Origin of the sequence: Tolypothrix sp. PCC 7601 (genome assembly GCF_025677855.1) — a bacterium.
Classification (GTDB): Bacteria; Cyanobacteriota; Cyanobacteriia; order Cyanobacteriales; family Nostocaceae; genus Aulosira; species Aulosira diplosiphon.
In genome coordinates this window covers 6,400,882-6,427,364 of record NZ_CP064879.1, presented here as the reverse complement: position 1 = coordinate 6,427,364, position 26,483 = coordinate 6,400,882, and the positions used below count along the sequence as shown (strand labels likewise).

At 42.6% G+C, this 26,483-nt stretch carries 18 protein-coding genes and 2 pseudogenes; 12 read left to right on the top strand and 8 right to left on the bottom strand.

The features are described from left to right. Positions 1-962 precede the first annotated feature (962 nt). Positions 963-2,000, bottom strand: a complete 1,038-nt coding sequence (locus tag HG267_RS26075; protein WP_045872160.1) for a CHAT domain-containing protein — start codon at positions 1,998-2,000, stop codon at positions 963-965. 460 nt (positions 2,001-2,460) lie between these two features. Between HG267_RS26075 and HG267_RS26070 the strand changes: the two genes are divergently transcribed. Continuing rightward, positions 2,461-2,718: an RNA recognition motif domain-containing protein gene (locus HG267_RS26070; protein WP_045872159.1), complete on the top strand. Its 258-nt coding sequence runs from the start codon at positions 2,461-2,463 to the stop codon at positions 2,716-2,718. Between the two features lie 50 nt (positions 2,719-2,768). Continuing rightward, complete coding sequence (locus HG267_RS26065; RefSeq protein WP_045872158.1) at positions 2,769-3,785, top strand: hypothetical protein; 1,017 nt, start codon at positions 2,769-2,771, stop codon at positions 3,783-3,785. 289 nt (positions 3,786-4,074) lie between these two features. On the opposite strand, the gene HG267_RS26060 is transcribed toward HG267_RS26065, so the two are convergent. Beyond that, entirely contained in the window at positions 4,075-7,677 is a 3,603-nt protein-coding gene (locus tag HG267_RS26060) for a WD40 repeat domain-containing protein (RefSeq protein WP_045872156.1), read from the bottom strand. Continuing rightward, positions 7,674-7,946 carry a hypothetical protein gene (locus HG267_RS26055; RefSeq protein WP_045872155.1) on the bottom strand — a complete coding sequence of 91 codons (273 nt, stop codon included), beginning with the start codon at positions 7,944-7,946 and terminating at the stop codon, positions 7,674-7,676. Before HG267_RS26055 ends, HG267_RS26060 begins: the two co-directional genes overlap by 4 nt. 1,170 nt (positions 7,947-9,116) lie before the next feature. Between HG267_RS26055 and HG267_RS26050 the strand changes: the two genes are divergently transcribed. Then, a complete protein-coding gene (locus tag HG267_RS26050) occupies positions 9,117-10,100 on the top strand; it encodes a hypothetical protein (RefSeq protein ID WP_045872153.1) in 984 nt (327 codons plus the stop codon). 205 nt (positions 10,101-10,305) lie between these two features. Here the strand turns inward: HG267_RS26050 and HG267_RS26045 are convergent, their stop codons facing one another. Continuing rightward, positions 10,306-10,470, bottom strand: a complete 165-nt coding sequence (locus HG267_RS26045; protein ID WP_155539431.1) for a hypothetical protein — start codon at positions 10,468-10,470, stop codon at positions 10,306-10,308. Positions 10,471-10,708: 238 nt separating this feature from the next. On the opposite strand from HG267_RS26045, the gene HG267_RS26040 reads away from it, so the two are divergent. Beyond that, entirely contained in the window at positions 10,709-12,385 is a 1,677-nt protein-coding gene (locus tag HG267_RS26040) for a PatA/PatG family cyanobactin maturation protease (protein WP_235623089.1), read from the top strand. Positions 12,386-12,454: 69 nt separating this feature from the next. Here HG267_RS26040 and HG267_RS26035 read toward each other — a convergent pair whose 3' ends face one another. The 4 genes from HG267_RS26035 to HG267_RS26020 are packed head-to-tail and all read right to left on the bottom strand — an operon-like array spanning position 12,455 to position 17,111. Further along, positions 12,455-13,273 (bottom strand): TniQ family protein, encoded by an 819-nt coding sequence (locus HG267_RS26035; protein ID WP_052335223.1) that lies wholly within the window; start codon positions 13,271-13,273, stop codon positions 12,455-12,457. Next, positions 13,263-14,390 carry an AAA family ATPase gene (locus HG267_RS26030; protein WP_045871116.1) on the bottom strand — a complete coding sequence of 376 codons (1,128 nt, stop codon included), beginning with the start codon at positions 14,388-14,390 and terminating at the stop codon, positions 13,263-13,265. The genes HG267_RS26035 and HG267_RS26030 overlap by 11 nt, the downstream gene beginning before the upstream one ends. Further along, a complete protein-coding gene (locus HG267_RS26025; protein WP_263419977.1) occupies positions 14,381-16,597 on the bottom strand; it encodes a Mu transposase C-terminal domain-containing protein in 2,217 nt (738 codons plus the stop codon). The genes HG267_RS26030 and HG267_RS26025 overlap by 10 nt, the downstream gene beginning before the upstream one ends. Next, positions 16,512-17,111, bottom strand: a complete 600-nt coding sequence (locus HG267_RS26020) for a Tn7 transposase TnsA N-terminal domain-containing protein (RefSeq protein ID WP_263419976.1) — start codon at positions 17,109-17,111, stop codon at positions 16,512-16,514. Before HG267_RS26020 ends, HG267_RS26025 begins: the two co-directional genes overlap by 86 nt. 175 nt (positions 17,112-17,286) lie before the next feature. Here HG267_RS26020 and HG267_RS26015 point away from each other — a divergent pair. The 8 genes and pseudogenes from HG267_RS26015 to HG267_RS25980 form a co-directional block, all read left to right on the top strand. Next, positions 17,287-17,544: pseudogene (locus HG267_RS26015) on the top strand (peptidase S8); the annotation flags it as partial. A 116-nt stretch (positions 17,545-17,660) separates the two neighbouring features. Beyond that, positions 17,661-17,771: pseudogene (locus tag HG267_RS41990) on the top strand (DUF5837 family cyanobactin class RiPP); the annotation flags it as partial. Between the two features lie 441 nt (positions 17,772-18,212). Then, complete coding sequence (locus tag HG267_RS26005; protein WP_045874915.1) at positions 18,213-18,410, top strand: DUF5837 family cyanobactin class RiPP; 198 nt, start codon at positions 18,213-18,215, stop codon at positions 18,408-18,410. Positions 18,411-18,682: 272 nt separating this feature from the next. Next, positions 18,683-18,913 (top strand): cyanobactin biosynthesis system PatB/AcyB/McaB family protein, encoded by a 231-nt coding sequence (locus HG267_RS26000; protein ID WP_045874917.1) that lies wholly within the window; start codon positions 18,683-18,685, stop codon positions 18,911-18,913. A gap of 42 nt (positions 18,914-18,955) precedes the next feature. Continuing rightward, positions 18,956-19,759: a LamG-like jellyroll fold domain-containing protein gene (locus HG267_RS25995; protein WP_045874918.1), complete on the top strand. Its 804-nt coding sequence runs from the start codon at positions 18,956-18,958 to the stop codon at positions 19,757-19,759. Positions 19,760-19,821: 62 nt separating this feature from the next. After that, complete coding sequence (locus HG267_RS25990; RefSeq protein ID WP_045874919.1) at positions 19,822-22,098, top strand: TOMM precursor leader peptide-binding protein; 2,277 nt, start codon at positions 19,822-19,824, stop codon at positions 22,096-22,098. A 1-nt stretch (position 22,099) separates the two neighbouring features. Further along, the gene (locus HG267_RS25985) at positions 22,100-23,491 is read left to right on the top strand and encodes a SagB family peptide dehydrogenase (RefSeq protein WP_045874920.1); all 1,392 of its coding nucleotides are present in this window, start codon (positions 22,100-22,102) and stop codon (positions 23,489-23,491) included. Between the two features lie 26 nt (positions 23,492-23,517). Beyond that, positions 23,518-25,800 carry a S8 family peptidase gene (locus HG267_RS25980; protein ID WP_045874921.1) on the top strand — a complete coding sequence of 761 codons (2,283 nt, stop codon included), beginning with the start codon at positions 23,518-23,520 and terminating at the stop codon, positions 25,798-25,800. Positions 25,801-26,483: the final 683 nt, after the last annotated feature.

The following is a 26,483-nucleotide window of genomic DNA, read 5'->3' as shown; positions in this document are numbered from 1 at the left end:
TTTTGTATGAGAATTTATATGAGATTAATATGAGATTACTCAGTAGGATAATTGTTAAAATCAAAAGTAAGTGCGAATTATTGATTTGAAAAATCATTCAAGACTTTTCTTAACAAGGCTTGAATAATTTACTAATTGAATATTTGGAGGATTTAGAAAATTAACATGACAATCAACTATCAAATTATAATTACGAATGATTTGAAGCTTTAATAGCTCAAGATACAATAATCCCCAAGCAGATGTTTTTCCCTTTTATGGGGTTAGAGCAATCGCTTAAGCTGTTCCACATTTAACTTGTATAGATTGGGCGGGCGTTGTACAAATACCTCGCGCCCTCATCCCCTAACCCCTTCTCCCCGAGGAGAAGGGGAACTAAATCTCTTGCACCCACAGGGAGAGGGGCTGGGGGTGAGGGCTAAACCTAGCAACCAAGAGGGTTTCACGTTAAGTTGACACCACTGGCAAGATGCCCAACGCCACTTGCTACAACGCGGGGAACCCGCGCAACACAGTGGCTCCCCCACAAGAAATATACAATTTCAGATTATGCAAACTAGATTTGGTTTCAATACTTGTCGGTTAAGGGCAAAAGGGGAAGGAGAAAAGGGGCAAGAAAAAACCTTTAACCCTTACCCTTTCACCTTTTCCCCAAACCCAATTCCGAGTTGAAAATCCTTAACCGAGCAGTATTGGATTTGGTTTAGCTTAAATGGAGGAGAAAATAGAGGTAAACATAATCTCTTTTTGTCTATGTATTCTTTAAAACTGAGTGGTGTGGCTTTGAAAAACTCCTTGGTAATGAATTGACGATCGCTTGCAGATATATTAAACCTAGTAGTCTGCCAACCCAAAAATGTTAGGTGGAGGTTGGGGAAAGGTTAAAGGGAAAAGGGTAAGGGACAAAAACCTTTCACCTTTCCCCTTTCCCCTTTACCCCGCCAAGGCAACTTGGCGTACTACTAGGTTAAATTCACCAAATTTAACAAATCGTGCCAATTAGCACCTAGCCATGCAGTAATTTTAGTGATATGGGGCTGAAGTCTTCCTATTGTAGATGCAAACCCTTCGGCTTTTTTGGCGTATTTCAAAGCTCGGTTTAATGCATCACCTACCTCATCTTTATCTGGCTGTGGCTTATTTAGCTCCTCTTGGGCATCTTCAAAGGCATTATCAATTTTACGACGGTCTGAGGTTTCTAATTTCGCTATAATCTCACGTAAGGCGTTGATTTCTGCCTCTATGTTGACAGTTGCAGGTGCGGGTAAACTGACTTGTTGAAAATTGATGTTTGCAGTGTTGCTATCTCCTGTTTGAATTGCGCTACCAGTGGCATTACCCCCAATCGAAATTGAAAGGTTTTGCCCGCCTTTGTTGTCATGATTCATACTATTAGAGTCATCAAATTTCGCTGGATTTGTTAGTTTTTCAATCTGATAACGCCGTCGCCGAATTTTTATTTCTGGGGTTGCGTATTCGGGAATTCCCTGCAAGTCAATGGAGGTACAACCCATTTGAAAACAATCTTCATAATTCATTCCAGCCCCGAAAGCAGTATAAAATCCGATGCTAAATTTAATTGCTGCTTGATCCCCAATCGCTTGATTCATCCCCACCACGCAATCAATATGTTGGTGAATTGCTGTGGCTTGTTCCTCGCTGTAGCAGGCGTTGAGTAACACACATTCAACTTTTTGCTGAAACAAATCAAATAGCTTTGCCAGGGCTTGAGTACTGACAAGTTGCGCGTTGCCAAAATTATCTTCCAAGGCTAATCCATCAGTACCAGAACCATGTCCGGAGAAGTGAACAATTGTTGGTTGATGGTGAGACAGGAAGCGGGTTAAATCATCTACTCTTACCGCAGATTCTGTGATGATTTGAAATTCGTCTCTGTGGGGAGATATGGCAAGTGTGTTTTTGATTTCCCGCACTTCTTCATCTAGGCGCAGATTTGCTGTGTTTTTAGGGTTAGCGGAGAGGATGAGGATTTTTTTCACGGTGTTATTTGATATGGTTTTTTAATATGTGCTCGAAATTTTAATACAGATTAAATATATATTTTCCGAAATTTTGTAAAATATACGTCTCAGTACACGGTATCTACAATCTTTCTGTGTATCAGTAAAAAAACAAGAAAATATACATTTATTACTTAAGCAAATTAATATTAGCTATTGCTTTGAGGTTATTACAGCCATTCTTTGGCACTAAAAAGAAACATGTATATTTAATTTTTGATTACTACTTAGATTCCATTTAATTTTGGAAAAAACTCAATGAGCGTGATTGCATTTACGAAACAATGGACATTATAGCCGATGAGCTTTTAGATACTTAATGGTAAAATTGTGTTTGTACTACACTCCTAAGCTTTTTCAACAAAAGTTTAATGTGTTTATGCGAAAGTTCTACTCTCCGTGAACAGTTCACAATTTGAATTAATCAGGGGTATTCAAAATGCTCAAGGTCAGCAATTTACCAATTTCGACTACTGAATCCGATATAGACGAACTTTTTTCGCACTATAGAATAATTAAAATACATCGTATAGATATCAAAAATGATGAGAGTATTGCCTATGTGGAGCTAGGTAATGATGAAGAGGAAAAAGATGCTATTGAAAAATTAAATAAAAGAAATTGGCGTGGTAAGGACATATATGTTGGTTCATTCAGAGGGGAACTAGTCGGCGTTGATCAGCCTGAAAACAAGTGAAAATATAGTTAATTTTTACATACATACATAGACAGGAGGAAATTGAGCATATGAATCAACTTACATCAACAATTAAAAAAATTCTATATATAGGAACGCGCTCCCCTGATATCAACATAGACGATGAGGTGAAGGCAATTCAATATATTATGGATGCAGAGAACAGTAAATTTTTTGTAGATAACCGAACTGTTGATTCCACTGGCGACGTTGATCGTGCAATTCAGCGTGCAGGAAATTCGGCTCAAATTATCCATATTTCTGGACACGGCACAGGAGGAGGCAAAATCAAGATTGTAGAAAAAGATCCAAAAATAGCTGAAGAATTAGAACCTCGAACTCTAGCAGAATATATCAAAAATGCTGGAGATGTGGACTGTGTAATTCTCAATTTTTGCTACTCAAAAGAAGCTGCCAATTTCATTGCTAAAAACGCTAAAAATGTTAAACGGGTGATTGGAATAAATGATGATATTGATAGTCCATCCGCAGTTGAATTTTCCACTGCCTTTTACCGAGAATTGTGTGACAAACCTCTCAATTCAAGCGTTGTAGATAAGGCATTTTTAGAGGGGCGGGCTGCTGCTTCCCAAATAAATAGAGATCATAAATACATTAGACTTCCTAAGGTCGTCTCGATATCTTGCTTGGGAGATGTAAATGGTTCCAGATTTTTGAATGGTAGAACAAGAGAGGGAACTGTTGCACTAGCGCCTAGTATAGAAGCGAGATTTTCTGGCACTAGATGGGAAATGGATGAGATTCCTTCTAATGGTGATAGTACTGTTGTAACATTGAAGTGTTTGGGAGATGTAGATGGTTATAGATTCTTGGATGGTAGAACAAGAGAGGGAACTGTTGCACTAGTAATGGATATCGAAGACTGGTTGACTGGCACTAAATGGCAAATACTTCCTTCTAATGGTGATAGTACTGTTGTAACATTGAAGTGTTTGGGAGATGTAGATGGTTATAGATTTTTAGATGGTAGAACAAGAGAGGGAACTGTTGGGCTAATGGAGAAAGCAGACGGGTTGAATGCTCAATGGCGAATTGATGATATTTGATTTGGACATTTTAAGCAACTTCTCAAGCAGTTCTGGGTACCACTGAACACCTGCGTTATCCCTTAATAATCTGACAACTTTGTCATCAATATCGCTCTAAAACTAAGTATAAAACCATGATAAAAGTTTATGGTTTTATACTTGATTTCTGGCAAAACCTCTCGTTGACAAATGGGTTGAAACCTTAAGTTGACAACAATAGTATCTTGCCGATTCCTTCTATTGTCGAGTAAATATTCTATCGCATAAGAATCAACTCTTGATTCAGTAATACTCTTATTTTTGTACATCAATTACATAATTTTTTTAAACTATTTGCTTGAGTCTTCAAATAATCTCTGACTTGGCTGCATCCTTTTTCCAGCAACCCCTTCAAACTAATATCTGATACATCCCATAGTAAAACAAGTTTATCTGCACCAGCAGATGCCAACCATTTGCTATCGCTACTAAAACTCACAGTATGCACCGAACCTGTATGTCCACTCAGAGTTGTAATTAATGTTCCATCTTGTTGCCAAAGATTGATCTTCCCATCGCTACTAGCGGAGGCGATTATTTTTCCATTGGGGCTAAAGCTGGCATCAAGTACCGAACCTGTATGTCCACTCAGAGTTGTAATTAATGTTCCATCCCGTTGCCAAAGCTTTATTGTCTTGTCACCAGCAGTGATGATGGTTTGTCCCTCGGAACTGAAACCAACAGACTGAATTTGACTTGTATGTGCTTTCTCCCATTTTTTAAGTACTTTACCCTCATAACTCCACAATTTTATAGTCTTGTCATCACCGACGGTGGCAATTGTACGTTTGTCAGAACTGAAAGCCACACTCAAGACTCTAGCACTGCTGTTGTCTAAAGTTATAGGTTCTCTACCATCTAAACTCCAAAGCTTCGCGGTTCCATCAGCACTGGCAGAGGCAATTGTATGTCCGTCAGGACTGAAGCTAACGGACATAACCCTATTTTTATGCTCTCCCAGTGTTCTCAGAGCTTGTCCGTCTGCACTCCAAAGCCTTATTGTGCGGTCATCGCCACTAACAATAGTTTTTCCATCTGGACTAAAACTAACAGCATTGACTTTACCTTTATGCTCTGTCAGGGTAGAGAGTAACTTACCATCTCGACTCCAGATTCTTATGGTTCCATCAGAACTTGCACTTGCAATTCGTTTATCATCCCGACTGAACTTTGCGCCAAGCACATTGTCCTGATGTCCAGCCAAAACAGTAAGCCCACTTCGATTTACCTGCCAAAACTTCGTAATATTATCGTTACCGGCAGTTGCAAGCATATTTCCATCTGCTGGACTAAAAGCTATACTGGGAATTGCTCCTTCATGACCTACCCAAGTATCCAGTAATCTGCCATCTCGCGCCCAGAGTCTTATGCTTCCATCCTTACTACCAGAAGCAATTATTTGTGCATCTTTACTGACACTAACGCTCCATACCTCACTCTGTAGCTTTTCAGGAGGTTTAAAAGTCGTTAAAAGCTCACCCTCTTGATTCCAAAGCTTGACTGTTCCATCTAAACTACCAGTGGCAAAAAAGCTACCGTCAGGGCTGAAATCTGCACTCACAACATCGTTAGAATATTTGTTGAGAGTTTTTAGTAGCTTCTTGCCATCTTGGCTCCATAGCTTTACTGTTTTGTCATCACTGACTGTGATCATGCGATCGCCTTTAGGACTAAAACTCACTTGCCTTACCAAGCCCTTATGTTCCTTAAGAGTAGAGAGCAACTGACCGTCCAACCGCCACAGTTTTACGGTTCCATCCTTACCGCCAGTAGCTATCGTCTTTCCATCCCGGCTAAAACTTACGCTCATAACCCGATTCTGGTGAGCTTGAAAAAATCGTATAGAATTACCGTTGTTGTCCCAAAGCCTGACTGTTCCATCCCGACTGCCAGAAGCTATCGTTTTTCTATCAGGACTAAAACGGACACTCATGACCTGTTGTGTATGTCCTTCCAAAGTTTTGAATAGGCTTCCATCCCGTCGCCACAGTTTTACGGTGTTATCATAGCTGGCTGTAGCAAGCAATTTACCATCTGGGCTAAAGCTAACACTCTGAACAAAGTTTGTATGCCCTTGCAAGCGGTTTTGCTCTCTCACCCAGTTCACAGACTGCGCTAAATTTGTCAGAACATCAGCCTGGACTTGTTGGTCGGTGATGCCTCCAGGCAATTGTTGTAAATGCTTCCCTGCTTTTAATACATCAATCAGCGCATCAAAAGAATTTCGATTCGCCGTGAAATTAGCTTTTGAAGATTGGTTCAAAGCCTGAATTTGCCCGATTTCTGCTTGTCTCCATTGATATCCAGCAAAAATAGCAAATCCAGCAAAGAATACTGATGTAATTGAAGTTACTACGATCTGACGCTTTCTAGCTTCTTCCTCTTGTTTTTGTTCCCTATCCCTCAATGCTACACTGGCTTGAATAAACTCTTGCTCGCCTGCGCTAATATCCTCTCGCCGTTGTTTTAGCTTTTCTTCCCCCTCTAGCAACGCTGCACCCCGCAACAATGCCCCTTCATCCCGTTGCGTCTGTTCCCATTGATACATTGCGGAGCGCAAACGGTCTTGCCAAGCCCGGAAGCTGCGGTCTGCATTCATCCATTGCCGAAGTTCACCCCAATTACGGATTAACGCTTCATGGACAACTTCTACTGTCTCTTGGTTAGCAGAATTTTGACTGGTAACTACTAATCGATTATCCGCCAACTGTTTCACCAATCCCCAACTGGCTTCACCCAATTCAGCTTTCGTCGCTAGTCGCCGCGTATCCTCCGTTCCTTCACCCGGACGCACCAACTGGATAAAAATTCGCCGCACCTGTTCTTTTTGAGTGGCGCTCAAATTACCATAATTCTCATCTGCATGACGAGCCAAGGCACCTTTTACCTCACCAATTTCCTCATAAGCTGTATGAGTTAACTGTTTACCCGTTCGCCGCTTCCACAACTCTGTTAATGCAAACTCCAAAAGAGGTAAATTCCCTGGGTTATCTTCCACATCATCCAAAATGCGTTCCACCAGTCCATCTTGAAATGTCACACCCAAATTAGAAGCAGGTTTTTCAATCACCTGTGAAAGTTCCTCACGATTCATCGGCCCCAGCTTGATGTCAGCATTTTGCAACACATCTGCAAGTGGACGATAGGAAAGGAGATTCCCTAAGAAATCCGCCCGCATGGTTCCAACCAGCACAGTATTATTGTCAGGGTCAGATTGAAAGCAAGTTAATAAGGTATCTAGAAAACTATGGCGAATTTTCTGATCTGCACACAAAGTATAAAGTTCTTCAAATTGGTCGGCAATTAACAACACCCGATGATTGGGATAATTCCGTTTAATTTTGGAGAAAACATCTTGCAGAGGAACAGAACCATTGGCAAAGTATTCAGCTAACCGACGAGCTTGAAACATTTGCTCAGTAGCATTTTGATTAGGCTCGTACAGGGGAACCAGTGACTCAGCCAGAGCTTGGAATGGTTCTGAACCAGGACGGAAGTGAGTAAACTTCCAATAACCTTGTTTTTGTAACTTCGGCACTAATCCCGCCAACACCACCGAAGATTTTCCACTTCCCGATGCACCCAACACGGGTATAAACTTCCGGCGTTGAGTCGCCGCAAATAGTTCTTCTACAAATACCTCACGTCCAAAGAAAAACTCCGCATCATCGGGGCCAAAGTGAAACAAACCGCGATAAGGACAGGGAAGACTTTCGTCAGGAGCATCCGTAGAATTAACAGGTAATACTGTTGTATTTTCACGGTAATAGTAATTGGTGATAGTGATAGTAGCAGTATTGCGATCGCCCGTAATAATAGCACTGCTGAGGGCACTCCCTCCCACACTGGCGCTGCGGTCTTCTTCTGTCATGCTCCCTCACTTATCAATTCTGTATGGCTTGTAATGATTTCATCCGTCACGCTTTGACACAGATGTTGGCGACAACCATTAACAACCGCCTGCTGAGTAGCATCTTGATTTAAAAGTGTATGTAAATGGAGCTGATATCCATCAGTATCTACCTGTCCTTCTAAATACTCTGTGATTGCAGTTACATCGTTTACACAACTCTGCAATGGAGAAACAGGACGTACATATTCATCAATTCCAACCAACAAAGTATATAAATTACGCGTCATAGTCTTTTCTTGACGTTCTAGTTCAATTAGTCAAATTTCTCTAATTTCTGTTTTGATTTACTCTACTCAAATCTGGCTAGCTCATATTTAGCCAACACAAAATATGAGTAGTAGCTCCATAGGTTTTAACTCGTATGCAACACAAATTTATATAGCTACTATTTTCCAGATGATACTCGTACAAATTTATAGAACAGCATTTAAAAGTATATTAGCAGCATTAGCAAATTTACGATAGTCATTTACTATAAAAAAATTTAATTTAAATAATTGCTATTTCAGAGTTACTACACCTAAAAGAATCGAGCTGATTACACCAGCACTGCTGAAAACTGCAATAGCAGTAGCAGCAGACCAAAATTATAAGGAAAACTTTGCCTGTTCCCCGTTGGTAATGTATTTATGGGGGTGAAGTTGCAAGTATTTATATTCAAAAATCTGGCAATTGATGCCGTTGCTGGGGCTGAGGTTCTGGCGTAGTTGAGGAACAAAATTACTGATATGACTGGCTACAAATTCAAAATTATCAATGATAATCATTATATAATTGGCACAAATTTTATTAGTTGGCATGGCGATAATGAATGGCAAATGAGGCTAAAACCTTATTTTATCTGGGCTTTTTGGCGGCGATCGCATCTTTTGACTGGGGTTATTCATATAATTTTAAAGACTAATCACATACTCTCAACGGAGAGAGTTTGTCTTTTTTATTTATGTAACAAAGCCCCCCTAGTCTGGATATTGCACAGTAGATTGCTTGAATTCAGGCTTTTATTACGCAACGACAAAAATATTTTTCTCATATTATCTTAATTTTCTCACTTATTTGCTTTTGTATGAGTATTTGCATGAGATTGTTATGAGATTATTCAGCAAGAAAATTGCTAAATTTAAAAGTAAGCTCAAATTCTTTATCTGAAAAATCGTTCAAGACTTTTCTTAACAAGGCTTGAAGAATTTACTAATTGAAGATTGCTTATGGTTTGTGCATTGGGTACTGCTTATACCGCAGGAAATCCACTCGAAGCACTATGAACCACTATATTGATGACGAGCAACCGCAAACACAAAAGCTTACCGTTGCCGCATCTGCAAGTAGTGAGTAGACAACGAAGCAAGTGACGCTCAAAATTACCAAATAATCAAATCTATATTGTGAGGTTAACCATGAATCTACAAGGTTTTGTTGGGGCAAACGAAAAGTACAGTGTTGAGGCGATCGCTCAAGACAGTATGCTAGCTTATGAAATTCGGGAGATACTCATTGAAATTGGTTATCTACAACCTCCATCTGGTGAAGCATCCTTATCAGAAAAAGGTTTTGATGATGCTACCATTGCTGCCTTGTTGAGATTTCAAGCTGAATACTTGCCGGAAACTAGTACAGAACGGCTGTATGGCTTCTTGAGTGCGGAAACTGCATCCAGCCTTCTAAATGCCAAGCCCCATGCTAGAGCAGCAGTTCAACTCAAGAGTTCCAAGAGTAATGGCAAATCCCAAACTGGCGATATGGCTAGTCGGATTTACAACTACATGGTGAAAAAGGGCTACACCGTATTCACAGAAAGACAGGAATACAACATCATCTATATAGAAGGAATGAATGTAGATCTGACACTCAACGACGATCGCCCAAATTATTTCAACGATCTGCGCTTGGTGCTAGAAATTCAAGAAAGCAAGCCTGCGATCGTAGAGCTATGGGAGGGAACAACTGAACCAGGAGCAAGGTACACTAATACCCCTCTAAATCGTAACGGCGCTGCCAGGATTAAGTTTGGACAGTATCGAGCTTGGCAGGTAGGAACGCACCAAGCAGGCAAGCCAACGGCACATGAGGCATTAGTGCAAACAGGCGGTGAGGTGAGCGTTCATAGAGACTTTGATAAAAACTTCCTGCGTACAAATGACAAAATTGATACTGGTTTTTTCGGCATCAACCAACATTGGGGATTTGACTTTCCCCAAAACGATATCAAGACAGCTAGTGCTGGTTGCCTAGTGGGGCGCACGACAGCAGGACACAGACAATTTATGGAATTGGTGAAGCAAGATAAGCGCTATCGATCAGATAAAAATTATGTATTCTATGCAACTGTAATTGCAGGTGATGACCTGATGAAGCTGGAAAATGATGTCACTGTAAGTTAAAAAATTCTCGTCACAGCTGAAGGTAAGCTGATACGCACATAAATCAAATATTCTGGCGTTAGGACTGTCAAGGGTCAAGAGTCCAAAGTCCAAGCTAGCCTTTGACTCTGGACTCTGGACTTTTGACAACCTGAGTGCGAAATATACAATTTAAATGCGTAACAGCTTAATCAAATCAACGCAGATATGGAGCGATCGCTCCATATCACCAGTGATGGTTGTCTATTTGAAATAGCAGGCGATCGCATCTCGTTGCAGTTCTCTTCAAGCTACGCGATCGCCAGTCGCCTACAGAGGAGCCACTGCGTTGGGCGGGTTTCCCAACTTGAAGCAAGTGGCGTTGGAAATCCTCCTGCAGCGCTGATCTCACCGCACGTGACTGGCTCCCCTAGACAGCCTAAACGAAAAAAATGTGTTAAGTGCTAAAAATTAGGGGTAGAAATCACCGATTTAATAGTGCGATCGCAGTGAAATAGCTGCTGGTATTGAGAATCTAGCTGTATAACTGAGAATTAAAGCCCGATCTAACAATATCGCATGAGCCCCAATAATTTTGTGAACTAATTAAATTTGTGAACCACTCAAATAAGGGATAAGGGCTATTCTCAATGAATCTTTTAGCTCTTGAGCAACTATGGGCAAAGACTTCCGGTAGCCCCCAAATTTGCATTGCTGTACTCGACGGACTGATTGATTTAAAACATCCCTGTTTCCTGGGTGCAGACTTGACTGTGCTACCGACGCTGGTTAGTGGGGAGGCGAATCCTGACGGTGAGATGTCTCTGCATGGCACTCATGTCGCCAGCATCATCTTTGGTCAGTTGGGTAGTCCTGTTAGGGGAATTGCCCCTCAATGCAAAGGCTTGATTGTTCCAGTGTTTGCAGATGAAGGACGGCAGTTGTCTCAACTCGATTTAGCCCGTGCGATCGAGCAAGCTGTCAACGCTGGAGCGCATATCATCAACATTAGCGGTGGACAACTCACCGATGAAGGCGAAGCGGAAGGGTGGTTACAACGCTCTGTTCAGCTTTGCCAGGAAAAGAATGTGCTGATTGTGGCAGCAGCAGGCAATGATGGCTGTGCTTGTTTACACGTTCCAGCAGCCCTGCCTGCGGTGTTAGCGGTTGGAGCAATGGATGACCAGGGTAAGCCCATTAACTTCAGTAATTGGGGCGAGAGTTACCAGAATCAAGGCATCCTGGCACCGGGTGAAAACATCTTGGGGGCAAAGCCAGGAGGTGGGACAACTCGGTTGAGTGGTACAAGTTTTGCCACACCAATCACCACGGGAGTGGCAGCACTGTTATTAAGTTTACAAATTCAGCGCGGTGAAACCCCCAATCCGCAAAAAGTTAGGGACGCAATCTTAAAGAGTGCTTTACCCTGTACACCTGCTGATACAACAGACGCAAGTCGTTGTTTAGTTGGCAAGCTGAATATCCCTGGTTCACTTAATTATCTTTTTGGAGGAACTGTGTCAGACCCTATAGAAGCCGTTGCTCCCTCTGGTTGCGGCTGTACTGGAATCAAACTCACTGAGGTGGAAGCATCCGATTTATCTCCTGTTAATGGATTAACTGCAAATTCAATCGCTGCCTCAATTCCCCAATCTATAACCCCATCAATATCTCCTATGACCTCATCTGTATCGAACTTTGTCACCGCTAGCCAAGCTCCCAGCGAACTGGCTGACAGTCAATTTGTATATGCTTTAGGAACCCTTGGCTATGACTTTGGGTCGGAAGCAAGGCGAGATTCTTTTAAACAATTGATGCCTGCCAATAGTATTGGTGATATTGCCGTGCCAGCGAACCCTTATGATTCACGGCAAATGGTGGATTACTTAGCAGCAAGTCCTTCAGAATCCAGGTCGCTAATTTGGACATTGAACATTGAATTAACCCCAATTTATGCGATCGAACCCCAAGGAGCATTTGCGCGAGACACCTACGCAGTTTTGCAAGAGCTATTAGCTGGGCAAATTCAAGCCGAAACCAGCGAGGAATTTGTAGAGCGGGTGAGTATCCCTGGCGTTTTGACCGGAAAAACTGTGAAGCTATTTTCCGGGCAAATTGTGCCGTTGATTGCACCCCAGAACCCACGGGGGATGTATGGATGGAAGATTAATACTTTAGTATCTGCTGCCATAGAAACGGTGCAAACCACCGTGGGAGATGCCCAAGAAGAGTCAATTCGGCGCACGTTGAGCAATTTCCTTAACCGGATTTACTACGACTTACGGAATCTTGGTACCACCTCTCAAGATCGGGCACTCAACTTGTGACTGTAACCATAAGTTTGCCGGAGCGGCAGGTTTATGGTTTCAAACCCCGGAGCAGGTAAGGATGGAAAATTAGTTCTCATTTATGGGTGGCAGGAAATCAGAGGGCGTATTGGCAGCCAAATCATCGACATCATCAAACCACATACACTGCCAGACAAGCTTGTTGCTTTGATGAGAGTGCATAGGAGTAATCAAAAGCTGTCGCCAAAAATCAACGCTGTGAGTTTGTTCATTGGCTAGTTGGTTGAGTTTCTGGCTACCTAACCACAGATGACAGATTGAGCAATACCCTGGACGAGAATACCTGGATAATGGTGGAAATTTTTCGTGACAGTGAGGGCATTCCTCAATCAAGGGCTGATGGTCATGCTCAGGGCATTCCTCAATTGTGTTAACTAACCATAACAGTGGATTGTAGATGACTCGATTGTTGACAAACCAGTGGTCATAACATACGGGACACCAAGCTTGATGCAAACGCAAAATGCTAAACTCGAAAAAAATGCTGGCCCATTTTAATGGCCATAAACAAGATAAATCTTGACGCCAGGTCAATTCTTTTAGAGCTTGAATTAGAGTGGTAGCAATGTCAATTCTTTTTTCGTTGGTAGAGGTGAAAAAATCTTGATCTCTAAATAAATGATTAATGATGTTTATAGAACTAACACTGCTTCTTTTATGCCTCATCAATGGAATAACTTTTGATAAAACTAGTTCTCCGGTAGTTATCGTGTGACAGTCGGCAAGGCGAGCAATATATCCACTCAAGCTTTCGACATAGAGCGTACCGACACCGATTGGTTCGAGTGGGAATAATTGAGAGCGTTCTGGAATTGTTGGTTTTTCTAGAGCCCAAAACTCATCTTCGGTATAATAATTAACTGACATCAAGATTAATTCCTACGGTATCTCTTTTAGCCTGACGTTTTCCCACACGACCTTTCGCTTGAGATGGTTGCTTCACATCTTCATTGGTCAAACTAAGTGCTACGGGAGCAACATCGTTGCGCCATCGCTTCTCTCCAGCTTGTGCTTCCTGTTCTATTTGCTGCCGCCGTGCTTTTGAGTATTCATTTTGTTGAATATACTTTATGTTGAGGGTTGTTGCATTCTCTGCCAAAGCATTTCGTAAAGCTTTTGTTAACCAAGTTTTAAGAAGACCAACACTACCAGATGAATAATCCAACAGATATTCATATTGTTCTACCAAGCAGGGCTCTTCAAGCAAAGGTAAATGCGCCTGAAATGTTCTGATAATCCGCATAAACTCAGCTATATCTTCTTTGTTATCTGTTGAGTAACGAGGTAAATGTATATCATCGCTGCGTCGGCTAACTTGACCACTGAGGTGACAACAGTTAAGTAAATCATAAGTACCAAATAAAATATGTACAACACCAGTGATGTTGGCAAGAGATTTTATCCAATTCATCTGATGTAACATTTGCTTTCCCCCAGCAACCATCAGCAAATGTTGGGCTTCGTCTATCATCAATGCTGTTAATTTATGGTGCCGCATAGATTTTTCTAAAGCACGACGCACCGTATCGGAACTTTTAGAAGCAAAGTATGTAGTAGAAAGAAACCCTGAATAATTTTGATAATTTAATGAACTATTTGTAGCAATTGAATCAAAAGAAATTTTTTCTAAACATTCTAAAACGCGGAGGTAGTAATCTTTATAATTAAATTTTCCTCCTTCATTAGCAATTGCCTCAATACCTGCAACTGGAATTTGATAAATATGATTTTTCATAGATGCTAATGCACCTTCCATCAACAGTTTTTCAGCCCTTAGTCGTAAAGTGGTCTTACCTACTCCTGCTGGGCCAACAACAAAGAAAACACAAATATCTGTTGGTTGTTGAAGGTTGAGCAATAAAGTCTCTAAAGCTTGTTTTAATCGTAAGTGTCCAATTGTAATTCCTTGAAAATAGTTCAACCGTTCGGTTAATGATTGTTTCAGGAGTTCTTGTGGAAATGGACGGTTATGTTTTACTGCCATAACTCCTCTTGAGAGTAAGCTTGAATTTTTCCTAATTCTATTGCTGAAGTATTTAATTGATGTGTTTGTGATACTTCTTCTGTACTAATAGCTTCATCACTATCAACTGGACACTGAGTAAGAGTAGAGGATGTTTGTTTCCTACCATTTTTATATATTAAGTCTCGCAAATCAGTTGCAGCTAAATCATGAAGTCTTTGTGTCTGTAAAACTTCTTGAGCTTCTGCTGATTCTAAATACTGTGCAAGTTCTTTAGCTCTAATTGCTATTTTTTGATTATACTGATTTTTTTGCTGTCGTAATTCAATACTTATCAGTCGAATTTCTTTTTCAGAATGACCTTGTAAGGATGAATAATATTCAGATATACAGCGTACCCAATTACCTTTGACATACGCATAAGCAGTTCCTACATCAAATGGATCATATCTAACTTGTACTTGAGTACTTTCAACTTCAGGGTTAAGAAATGAATCATCAATTGACCAATAATAGATATAATTAATTTTTATCCCGAGTCTTGGTATTACTTTTGCACTTCCCTTTGCAGTTGAGGGCAAAGTAAAAATTTTAAAGTTTTCATCATCTAAAATTTTTTGTCCATAGCGCATCCCACTCTGATTCACACCTTTTGTAAATGCAGCATTGGGAGACATTCCCAGTGCCGGATGCTCTCTACTGTCATAAATTACATAAGCATATTTACAAAAATATTCATATAATTCTGGCAATGTCCAGACAGCTTGTACTTTTGGGTTATTTGTTTTATTTACCAAGCGTACTTGTTTAGTAATTTGAGTATTGCCTTTAAGGTTGTAAAAAAATTCTGTGTTACTTGTGCCGAAAAATCTTTCAATGAGTGAACCAAATCTAGGACTAGCAGATGGTCTTTGTTTTTTTGTGCAACTAAAGGCAGCTAGAAGTGTTTCAAAGTAAATACTGCCAAACTCTACACCATTATCCATTACTAATGTTTCTGGAAAGCGGCCAAATCTCTGCACACAAATTCGCAATACCATCATGCAGGAACGATACGATGGCGGGTCAAATGTTAAATAGATTGCGAAAATACGACGTGAGAAAGCATCAATGAGAATAGTTGCCCAAGGTCGGCCTAAAGGGCGCCCAGTGCGCGAACAAACTAACTCGATATCTAATTCTGTATGATCAATGTGGCAGATTTCAAATGGCCGACTCCCGTGAATAGGGGTGGAGAGCGTTAATTCGTGATAAAAAGGACTCTTTTGGTAAGCGGCTCTTGACCCTTGCCTATGGCGAGTTTGTCCTACTTTCTCTCGTTGATTAATGCGTTTACAGAAAGTGATCCGGCTAGGGCAAGGGTCTGTTTTTCCAGCTTTTTCCCATTCTCTAACCAGAATACCGTAAGTTGCTAGTTTTCCTCGCTGTTTGAGGTTCTCATAGTGCTGTTCAATAATTTGGTCAATAAACTCCCAAGTATCGGGTGAAAAGCGATCTACCCTGTTCCCTTTCTTGCCACGATTGGGTAGTAAGCCAATATAGCCCCAGCCATAATTATTCAGAGCCTGATGATATTTGGATTTCCAGCTACGAACTGTCCGCTCAGGTACAGAACTATTAATTGGCGGACTGCCATGTAAATATGGTTCAATAACTTTATAGCGGTAATTAGCTACTGCTAAATCCTCAGAACTAGCGCATTTGATCTGTTCCCAAATGTCTGTTGTTTTTGCAGATAATGGTTGAATATGAATGATTTCTTTTTGTGCAATTAGTGCATCAAAGTTTGCATGAGTTAACCCAATCAGTTCATTTTCGCTTTGAAGCGCAATCTTTGTGTCTCCGATTTGAATTACACACCAACTTTTACCATCCCAAACCAGCGTTGAACCAATTGCCACATCAATTCGTTGTCCACTGGCGATACGAGCAGAAGTCTTTTGAGCAATGATTAGATCATAAGTTGATGCCATTTCTTGGCTACTGAAAAGATGAACTTTTTCTGGCTCATTCAAAGCTACTGCTTTCAGGTCTACATATATTTGCTTTGTTCCAATCAAGGCATAGATATCATCTGCCCAATCGGTATTTGTTGATTCTAGTAGTTCTTTGAGGGTTACTCCAGGATTGGCATTAATACACTCAACAACTGTTTTTCTTACCTCTTTTTTTAACTGTATTTTCTTGGTTGAAATAACCTTGAAGAAACTGATAGTTCTGGTAAGCAATCCAGTTGATTTCAAGATCTGTACGTAAATAATAGTACAGTCCCATTGCTTGAACTTTCATTTCTGCTGGTGGCGCGTGCCAACGACCTTCTTCGCTTTGCTGATAGCGTGTAGGTTGTTTTCTGGCTAGTATTTTGAGCCGCTCACTAGCTTTCCATTCTTCAAATCCCGCACTATTACGCCTCATTACCCAAAAATCCGGAGTATGAGATGTCACCACACAACGTCCGCTCAGGGAATGAAAAGATAAACTTAGACGAATTGGCTGGTCATAGTACTCTAATACATCTTCATCATTTTCGTACTCTACGATCGTCAGCAGTTCTACTTTATGAGATTCAAACTGAATCGTTTTCCCCATTTTGCGACTTGGATAACTGCCGCAAACATTTTTCGCTCCGCCACCTACCTTCCTCACAGGTTCTGAATTCCGGATTTTTTGCACTAGCTCTTTTGTCGTCTCTGGTAAACAAAGGCGGCGACACCAGTCTTCAAACTCTCGGTCGCTGAGCATAGGAAATACCGTAACTTTCGGCAGGTTTATGCTTGATTTTTATACTTTCGGCAAGCTTATCATTTCAAAACTCAACTTTTTCTATTTGGCTACTAAACGTAATAATCTACTTTTGGGCTATGTCTGCGGCAAGGTTATGGTTTCAAAAACGGCAAACTTTTGCTTACAGTGACACAACTTTGCGGCAACGAATGCGTTTCAGGCGGCTTCCACCTTTGCCGAAGCGGTAGCAACAGGGATGGAACTCGACAGCATTGATATCGAGAAAAGCCCCTTCTGTCGCTTGGATAGCGATTGTTGGGATGTAAAACTGAAGTTCTTTGACCCAGAAAACAGCCGTCGTGCCAAAAAGATATTCCGCTTCACCATTGACGTGAGCGACCTGATTCCAGTGACGCTAGGTGACGTGAGAACTTGGTCTTCGGCGCATTAAATTGAAGTACTGAGCATACAGTCTTCTTTCATACACACGAAGTGGTCAGACCCACCGACTGAGCAACGGCTCGATAACGGGACACTCACAAACACTTAAATTGGAGAAACCCTCTCATGGATAAGCACAACTTAATGCCCCAAGCGGCACAACCCGTCAACAGGATCACTACTGGGAAATTGCCTGCTGAGTTGGCTGAATTGTCGGAAGAAGTTCTGCAACTGCATGGCGACGACAGCGCATCAGTACTAGCATCTAAAGTAGAAGTGTGTGCATGTGGTGATTGTGTACCGCCATGCATGGCGGGTGACTGTTTCGGCTGTACGCGAACCTGTATCAGATAACGGAGACGATGCAGGATAGGTTCCCACTCCATTCGGTTCTCAGATCTCTCTCAAAGTTCTCTTTCCGTCCGTCCTGGAGCCTGACTTGCTCGGATGAATTGATCCGCGCTCGCCCTCACCTGGGGTTTTCCCTTACCTGGCACCTGTTGGGTTGAGGAAGATGATTGATTAGGGAAGTTGCGTTCACGCTTTACCTACCGTAGGTAATCGCCCTCCTAGATATACAAGTGCAATTTTTACACAAAAGAAGCGGTCAGACCCACCGACTGAGCCACGGCTCGACAACGGGACACTAACAAACAACAAAAATGGAGAAAAACTCTCATGGATAAGCAAAACTTAATGCCTCAAGCAGCACAACCCGTCAACCGCATTACTACTGGGCAATTGCCTGCACAGTTGGCTGAGTTGTCGGAAGAAACTCTGAAACTGCATGGCGACAATAGCGCATCAGTACTAGCGTCTAGCAAGGAATGGAACTGTTGGATTTTCTGTTCTTATGAGGGAGACGACGCAGAATAGGTTCTCGCTAATTTCTCTCAAAGTTCCCTTTCCGTCCTTCCAGGAACCTGGTTTGCTCGGATGAATTTATCCGCGATCGCCCTCACCTGGTACCTGTCGGGTTGAGGGAAAGATGAGGGATTAGGGGAAGCAGGAGAGGTGGTTACGAGGGGAGGTTTTACCCTTCTCTTGCCCCCTTTGATATCTAAACCAGCTAGAAGTTTATTTCCCCAATTAGACTTTCTAGCTGGCTTACCTACACAACGTTTTGGATCATCAAAAGGAACCAAACTATGAAACTTCCTAAACAATCTCTTCCCGTCAAACGTCCCGATTTAATTCAGCCCCACGAGACTGTTAGTGTGGTTCACGGCAGCGTCGAAGATTTGGTTAATATTCGGATTAAATTACTGCATGGTGCAAACTATAACGACCCTGCAGGGTTTCAATACCGCAGCTATAACCAACTCAAAACCTCCGGTGGCTGTGGTTGCTGTCACCCCATCGCTGGGGCGTTTCTGTAATTCCATTGACCATAAACAAACTCAATCGAAACTGTTGCAACTATGTCTAAGTCATCCGAAAAAGAACAGAGCATACACCTTGAGAGTCGCCTGAAGGTGCTGGTTTTCGATGCCAATTCTCAGGGAATTGCTGTAGGTAGCGGAGCATTGCGACCACAAGGACGGTTCACCATCGAAGCTTGGGTGTGTCCTGCGACGGATGTGGGAAAACAGGTGATTTTTGCTGATGGAGAGACGCGGTTTTACCTAGAAGCTGGCGAATTGAAGTTTCAGCCTATCCTAGCCGCAGAGGCTATTTCCTCAGTTGCTGCGGGTTTGGTGGCTGGTAATTGGTATCATCTTGCAGTGGCACGGGGGGGAAGTCGTCCCGGCGATACGAAGCTCTACATTAACAGCGTAGAAAACGACAATAAAACGGCAATTTCTCCAGTTGTGTCATTTGGCAATACCTATTTAGGAGGATATCCAGAGGTGCCAGACTCCGGCTTTCATGGCAAATTCCTGGAAGTGCGGGTATGGCGATTCGCGCGATCGCAAGCCGAAATTCAGGCAAATATGACCTACTTCCTCACTGGGCGGGAACTGGGGTTAGTGCGCTGCTGGACATTAACTGAAGGGTTTGGCACCGCGATCGGCGATAAAACGACCAATCGGGCAATGGGAACTGTTCTGGGCAATGCTGCTTGGGAAGAGTCCGAGATTCCCATCAAAGTCAATCTCAATGCTCAGGAACGGTTAACGAGATCAACCGGATTAGAAGATTACGCCTACTGGTATAAGGAAATAGCAAAACAACAAACAATACAGGCAGATGTCCCGTTTCGGCGGGGGCGAATTTGGGCATAGCGATCGCATTGCTCGTTAAAGCTTCTTTATTTTAGATGTCCAACCTTACTTTATAAAGTGTCATGAAAATTCCCCAGATTAAACCCCACTTCCGCGTGGAGATTGTTGAACCCAAAAATGTCTATTTACTCAGCGAATCTGCCACTTACGCGCTGACAGGTAGCCTTTATTGCCAAATTCTTCCCCTTCTGGATGGGCAACACACCAGAGCAGAAATAATTCAAAAACTCGATGGGCAAGTTCCTCCTGAACACTTTGATTATGTCCTCGATCGCCTGGATGAAAAAGGCTATTTGACCGATGCTGCTCACAGCCTAACTCGTGAAGCGGCAGCATTTTGGAGTCTGTTGAATGTTGATCCGCAACTCGTAAGCGATCGCTTACCCCAAACAAAAGTCTTTGTCTCAACTATTGGTGCAGTAGACGGGCAAAATTTGATTGCAGCGTTGCAAGCAGTAGGAATTCCCGTAGAGCCAGGACAGCCAGAGGAGTCAACATCGGGGGTTCATTCCCTGTGGGTAGTTCTCACTGATGACTATCTTCAGCCAGAACTGAGCCGGATCAATAAAATGGCATTACAAACTCAGCAACCTTGGCTACTCATTAAACCAAACTGCGGGATACCGTGGTTCGGTTCTATTTTTACTCCCAAAGAAACAGGTTGCTGGGAATGTTTGGCTCATCGGTTACAGGGTAATCGAGAGGTGGAAGCTTCGATTTTACAACAACAAGGGAAGACGGGAAATGCATGTTTACCGACTGCTGTAGCTGGGTTGCCTTCGACGGAGCAAACTGCGATCGCACTTACAACTACCGAAGTTGCTAAATGGTTGGTGCAGCAGCTTGTCCCAGAGGCGAAAATTCAGACTCTAGCTGGGAAAATCATCACTTTCGATCAAACGAATTTTACCCTGAAAACCCATTCCCTAACTCAGCGCCCCCAATGTCCTGCTTGTGGTAATCCCGATTTAGTTAGTCAACAAGTCAAAGGTGCGATCGCGCTCACCAGTCGCAAAAAGCTGTTTACTCAGGATGGCGGACATCGCGCTTTTACACCAGATCAAATCTTAAAACGTTACGAACATCTAATTAGCCCGATTACTGGAGTTGTCAGTAGCTTAACGCGAGCTTCCGATCCAGAAAACCCCTTTGTCCATACTTACAGCGCGGTTCATGCTTTTGGTTCCGCTTCTAGTTTGGGTCAATTGCGGAAATCCCTTGGTCATAAAAGTGGTGGTAAAGGTAAAACCGATCGCCAATCTCAAGCCAGTGGATTTTGTGAGGCGGTTGAACGCTATTCTGGTATTTACCAGGGTGACGAACCGCGAATCAAGTCTAAGTTAGCAGATTTGGACGGTGCCATTCATCCAGCACAGTGTTTGCTGTTTAGCGAAACTCAGTATCAAAATCGGCAGGAATTGAATCAAAATGCGATCGTCGATCACGATTGGATTCCCCAACCCTTTGGTGAAACCCAAATAATTGACTGGACACCTGTTTGGTCAATGACCGAGCAAACCCACAAATATCTCCCCACTGCCTTCTGTTATTACAATTACGAGCTGCCTAAAGAAAATCGCTTCTGTTTTGCCGATTCCAATGGTAATGCGGCTGGTGGAACCTTGGAGGATGCGATTTTACAAGGATTTTTGGAACTTGTAGAGCGCGATAGTGTGGCAATTTGGTGGTACAACCGTCTACAGCGTCCTAGTGTAGATTTAGCCAGTTTCAACGAACCTTATTTACTGGATTTGCAAGCCTGGTATGCCACTCAGCAGCGAGAATTGTGGGTTTTAGATTTAACTACAGATTTGAATATTCCCGCATTTGCTGCCGTTTCTCGTTATATCGGTGGAGAACAGGAATACATCATTGCGGGTTATGGCGCACATTTCGATGCCAAAATTGCCATCTTACGAGCAGTGACGGAGGTGAATCAAATGGGGGGTCACCTACCAGAGAAGTATCCCCCAACCAATGCAGACTCGGCATTGAATTACTGGTTTACTCACGCATCCATCACCAACCAACCCTATTTAGCACCTTCTCAAGCTCCTGCCAAACAAGCCGCTGATTATACCCAACAGTGGAGCGACGATATCCATCAAGATGTCTTGAACTGTGTGGAGATTGTGAGCAAAGTAGGGCTGGAAATGCTGGTACTTAACCAGACTCGTCCCGATATTGGCTTACCTGTGGTTAAGGTTGTTGTACCAGGTTTACGTCACTTTTGGTCACGTTTTGGGGCTGGAAGGTTGTATGATGTGCCTGTAAAACTCGGTTGGCTATCGGCTCCCTTGGCTGAAGAGCAGATGAATCCTATGCCAATGGTGTTTTAGTATGTCCGATACCTTTACCCTCTCCTTCCGTCCCGAAATTGTCTTGATTAATGAAAGCGATCGCTTGATCCTGGAATTCGCTCCTCACAGCCTCACTCTCGATCGTCCCCAACCAGGATTGCGATCAGCATTGGAACACCTAAAGCATTCTGCCCTAACCGCAGCCCAGCTAACTGCTTTGGTTGTAGAAGCTGATGGTGTGGAAGCCGGTTTAAACTTTGAAGCTGAGTTACAAAAGCTGATTAACCTGGGCTGGATTTGTCATTCTGTTTTACCGTTAGCGATCGCCGTTGCGATCGCTACTGATTATCAATTGGTTTCTTCTGTTTTTGATAGTGAACAGCCTTTGAATCTATCTCGCTTTGCCTTTTTACGTCAAGAAAATCAACAATTCGTTTTAGAATCTCCCTTATCTAAAGCCAAAATTATTCTCCTAGATTGGCGTGCTGCTGCTGTAATTGGGAAACTGGCTCAGTCTGATTCGTCATTCACTTTAGAAAATTTAGCAGAGTCGCTAATTGATGTAGAAATAGTGCGATCGCTGATTCAATTGCTGATTGCGACTCAGATGATTTCCCTAGAACCTGAAAGTGAAGCGTTAGCCGAATGGCAATTTCACAATCTTCTGTTTCATCGGCAAACCCGTTCACAGCGATTAGACGATGTGCAAAAATCAAAAATACTGAGCTTCGAGGATAGCGAGCGATCGCATTTTGTCAAGTCTCCCATGAGCGATGGGGCGATTTTCTTAGAGAAACCTCACCTAGAAACCTTAGCCAAAACAGATATTTCCCTCACCCAAGCGATCGAATCCAGACAATCGATTCGTGAGTACGATAATCAACCTATCACCCTTAACCAGTTGGGAGAGTTTCTCTATCGGTGTGCCAGGGTGAAAGGAGTTTACACCCATGAGGAGGATATGATGAACATTGGAGAATTTACAAAACGTCCTTACCCTGCTGGTGGTGCTTTATACGAGTTGGAAATTTATCCTGTGATTAATCGCTGTCAGGGATTGGATTCAGGATTGTATCACTACCAGCCGTTGTCTCATGCCTTGTATGCAATCGCAGATGGAAATTCAGAAATTGAAGGGTTAGTTTTCGATGCTTGGAAATCAACGGGACACCAAGATGTTCCCCAAGTGCTTCTGATTGTGACAGCTCGATTTGGGCGGTTATTCTGGAAGTACTATGGCATCGGTTATGGGTTGATTTTGAAACATATTGGTGTTTTGTTTCAGACATTTTACTTAGTTGCGACTGCCATGCAATTAGCTCCCAGCGCCATCGGTGGAGGGAATTCCGAATTGTTCGGCAAAATCGCCAATCTCAACGAATACGAAGAGTCTTCCGTTGGAGAGTTTATTCTCGGTTCACTGAAGCGGTGAATGACAATCTTTTTTAAGGAATATCTATGCCTGAACTCAATACCATTCCCGGTTTTGCTGCCCTGCAAGCTCTGACTCGTGGTGATTCTCGGATTAAAATTGCTGTTTTAGATGGACTAGCCGATCTAGATCGTGCTTGCTTTCGGGGTGCAAACTTGAGCAAAGCCAAAGCTTTTTGGCAAACAGATTTAGAGCCAATCGAGCCTATATATATTCAAAGGGAACTTCTAATTAGGAAGTTGGGAGACAAAAAAAAGGCTTTGAAGAAAGCATTGAAGCAGATCGAGAAGCGGGATACGGATACAGCTTTATTGTTACCTGTTGCTCAAGTAATGCCGTCGCGATCACACCTTCCTATTACTACTATCTTCAATGCTGTATTAGAAAACACAGAAGCCCTATTGCTAGAACAATATCACCAGTTAAAAGACTCGAAGCTACAGCAAACAACACACAAACCAGGAATACCCGCAGATATTGACTATAAAGCAGAAATTAAAGCTTTAGAGATAGAGATCGAGGCACTGGAAGACTCAATTCCTGAACCTGTGCGCGATCGCCTCAATGGTATCTTTCATGCAACAGGCATCTTTAGTACAATGTTTGGGCAACCCGGTTCCCCAGTTGAAGGAGTCGCTCCTTACTGCACAGCTATTAACATTCCCTTATTTGAAACCCCAACGAGCGATGAGGCACTCTCACCGTTGAACTTAGCTCGTGCCTTTAATCTGGCATTGGAACTGGGGGTAAATATCATCCATTGTGCTGCCTGTCATCCCACTCAAACTGGGTTTGCCCATGAAATGATTCAAAAAGCTGTCAAACAATGTCAAGACAATAATATTCTAATCGTAGCTCCATCAGGCAACAATAAGGGCGAATGGTTTTGCGCTCCGGCGATTTTACCAAATGTCCTGGCAGTGGGTATGATGAAAGACGATGGGCAACCCGCTAACTACAGTAATTGGGGTGGACAGTATCAGGAACAGGGCATTCTCGCACCGGGTGAAAACATAGTAGCAGCACAACCCGGCACCGATGAACCAGCACTTCAACAAGGAACAAGTTTAGCTGCCCCCTTAATAACTGGTATTTCTGCATTACTAATGAGTCTGCAACTACAACGAGGCGAAAAACCCAATGCTGAAGCAGTCCGTACTGCTTTGCTTAATAGTGCCATTAAGTGCGACCCTAACGAAATTGCAGAACCGGAACGCTGTTTAGTAGGCAAATTAAATATTCCCGGAGCCTATCAATTACTAACTGGGCAGCTTTTACCCAACATTCAAGCAAGTGCAGTTGCCCTTCCACAAGTTATTTTACCAGCCATTCCAGATAGTTCCAAATCTGCGGTAATAAATGCCTCCCAACCGCTCAATGAGATTTACAGTTCTACCTCTACTCAATTCGTCACCGCCTCAGCCACAATTGCAGACATTGCCCCTTCTACCGTCACCCCCAGCGCCGTCTCCAGAAAAGTCTACGCCCTTGGCAGCCTTGGCTACGATTTTGGCAGTGAAGCCCGCCGCGACACCTTCAAGCAACAGATGTCTGCGGTCAGTATTGATGGCGTTTTAATTCCCGCCAATCCCTACGATGCCCGCCAGATGGTTAATCATCTAGAGTTGAATCCCTCTGAAGGCAAATCCCTCATCTGGACGCTGAATCAGGAACTTACCCCAATTTACGCCCTAGAACCCCAAAAAGCTTTTGCCAGCGAGATATATAACGTATTTCAGATGCTTTTGGCTGGACAAATTCAGCCCGAAGAGAGCGATGATTACATTGAACGCGTTAGCATTCCCGGCAATTTGACAGATCGCACCGTTGAACTTTTTTCCGGACAGGTTGTTCCTGTCCTGGCACTACCCAATATTAGAGGGATCTACGGTTGGCAAGTAAATGCCCTTGTGGAAGCAGCCATTAACACCGTTACTACTGGAGCCAGCCAACCTGACAACGTGAGAATGCGACGTTCTCTCAAGAGTTTCCTGCATCGCATCTACTATGACCTCCGCAACTTAGGACACCTTGATCGCGATCGCGCCCTCAATTTTGCGGCTACAAACGCCTTCCAAGCTGCCTCCACCTTTGCTGAAGCCATTAATAGCGGTATGGAACTAGACAGCATTGAGATTGAAAAAAGCCCCTTTTGTCGCCTTAACAGTAATTGTTGGGATGTGATGCTGAAGTTTTTCGACTCAGAAAATAGCCGTCGCGCCAAAAAGGTATATCGATTCACAATTGACGTTGCCAATCTTATGCCAGTGACTTTGGGTGCAGTGCGATCGTGGTCAGTGCCACGTTAGCTCAAAAAAATATTAAACACAATACCTTAGCCAAAATAAGAGGATGAGGAGAGAGGGCCGATGTAGTAGAGTTATTATCTCTCACAACGACAACTCAAAAACCACAATCAGCCCATGCTCGATATCTTATGACTGCGGAGAGTGCCTGTTACCGCAGATAAACGCTAAAACCATGCGGCAATTTAACCAGATAATTCATATAATCGCTAACATTGGAGAAATTTATCGTCGGCAAGAAAAAATAGATGCGTAACAAGAGATAATCATCAAGAAGCGATCGCTACTAAATTTTAATGAAATATTTTACTTGTTTACTATTGGGATTTTAATAAAAGTTTAATTGATATTTTAACCTTGAATAATCGATAGATTTATAACCAATTATTAAAACTTCTAACTTTTTAATTGAGTTCATTAAAATCGACGGGAAACGTCATCCCTTTGTGGGTGGAGGAGGTTTTTCTCCATACTCCATGCCCGTTCGGCTGACGCTCACGGCAGAAGCCTTGTGGGTGCAGTTTTTCGTTTAACTAGAACATTAGCTTGGCTTCATTTTTTGCACAAGATATAAATCTCATATAAAATCTCATATAAATTCTTTGCACTATATGTGAACAAATAATAGACAATTTAAATACGAGTAGAGGTTTATTGAGAAGCAGAAAATAGTATAGATTTATATA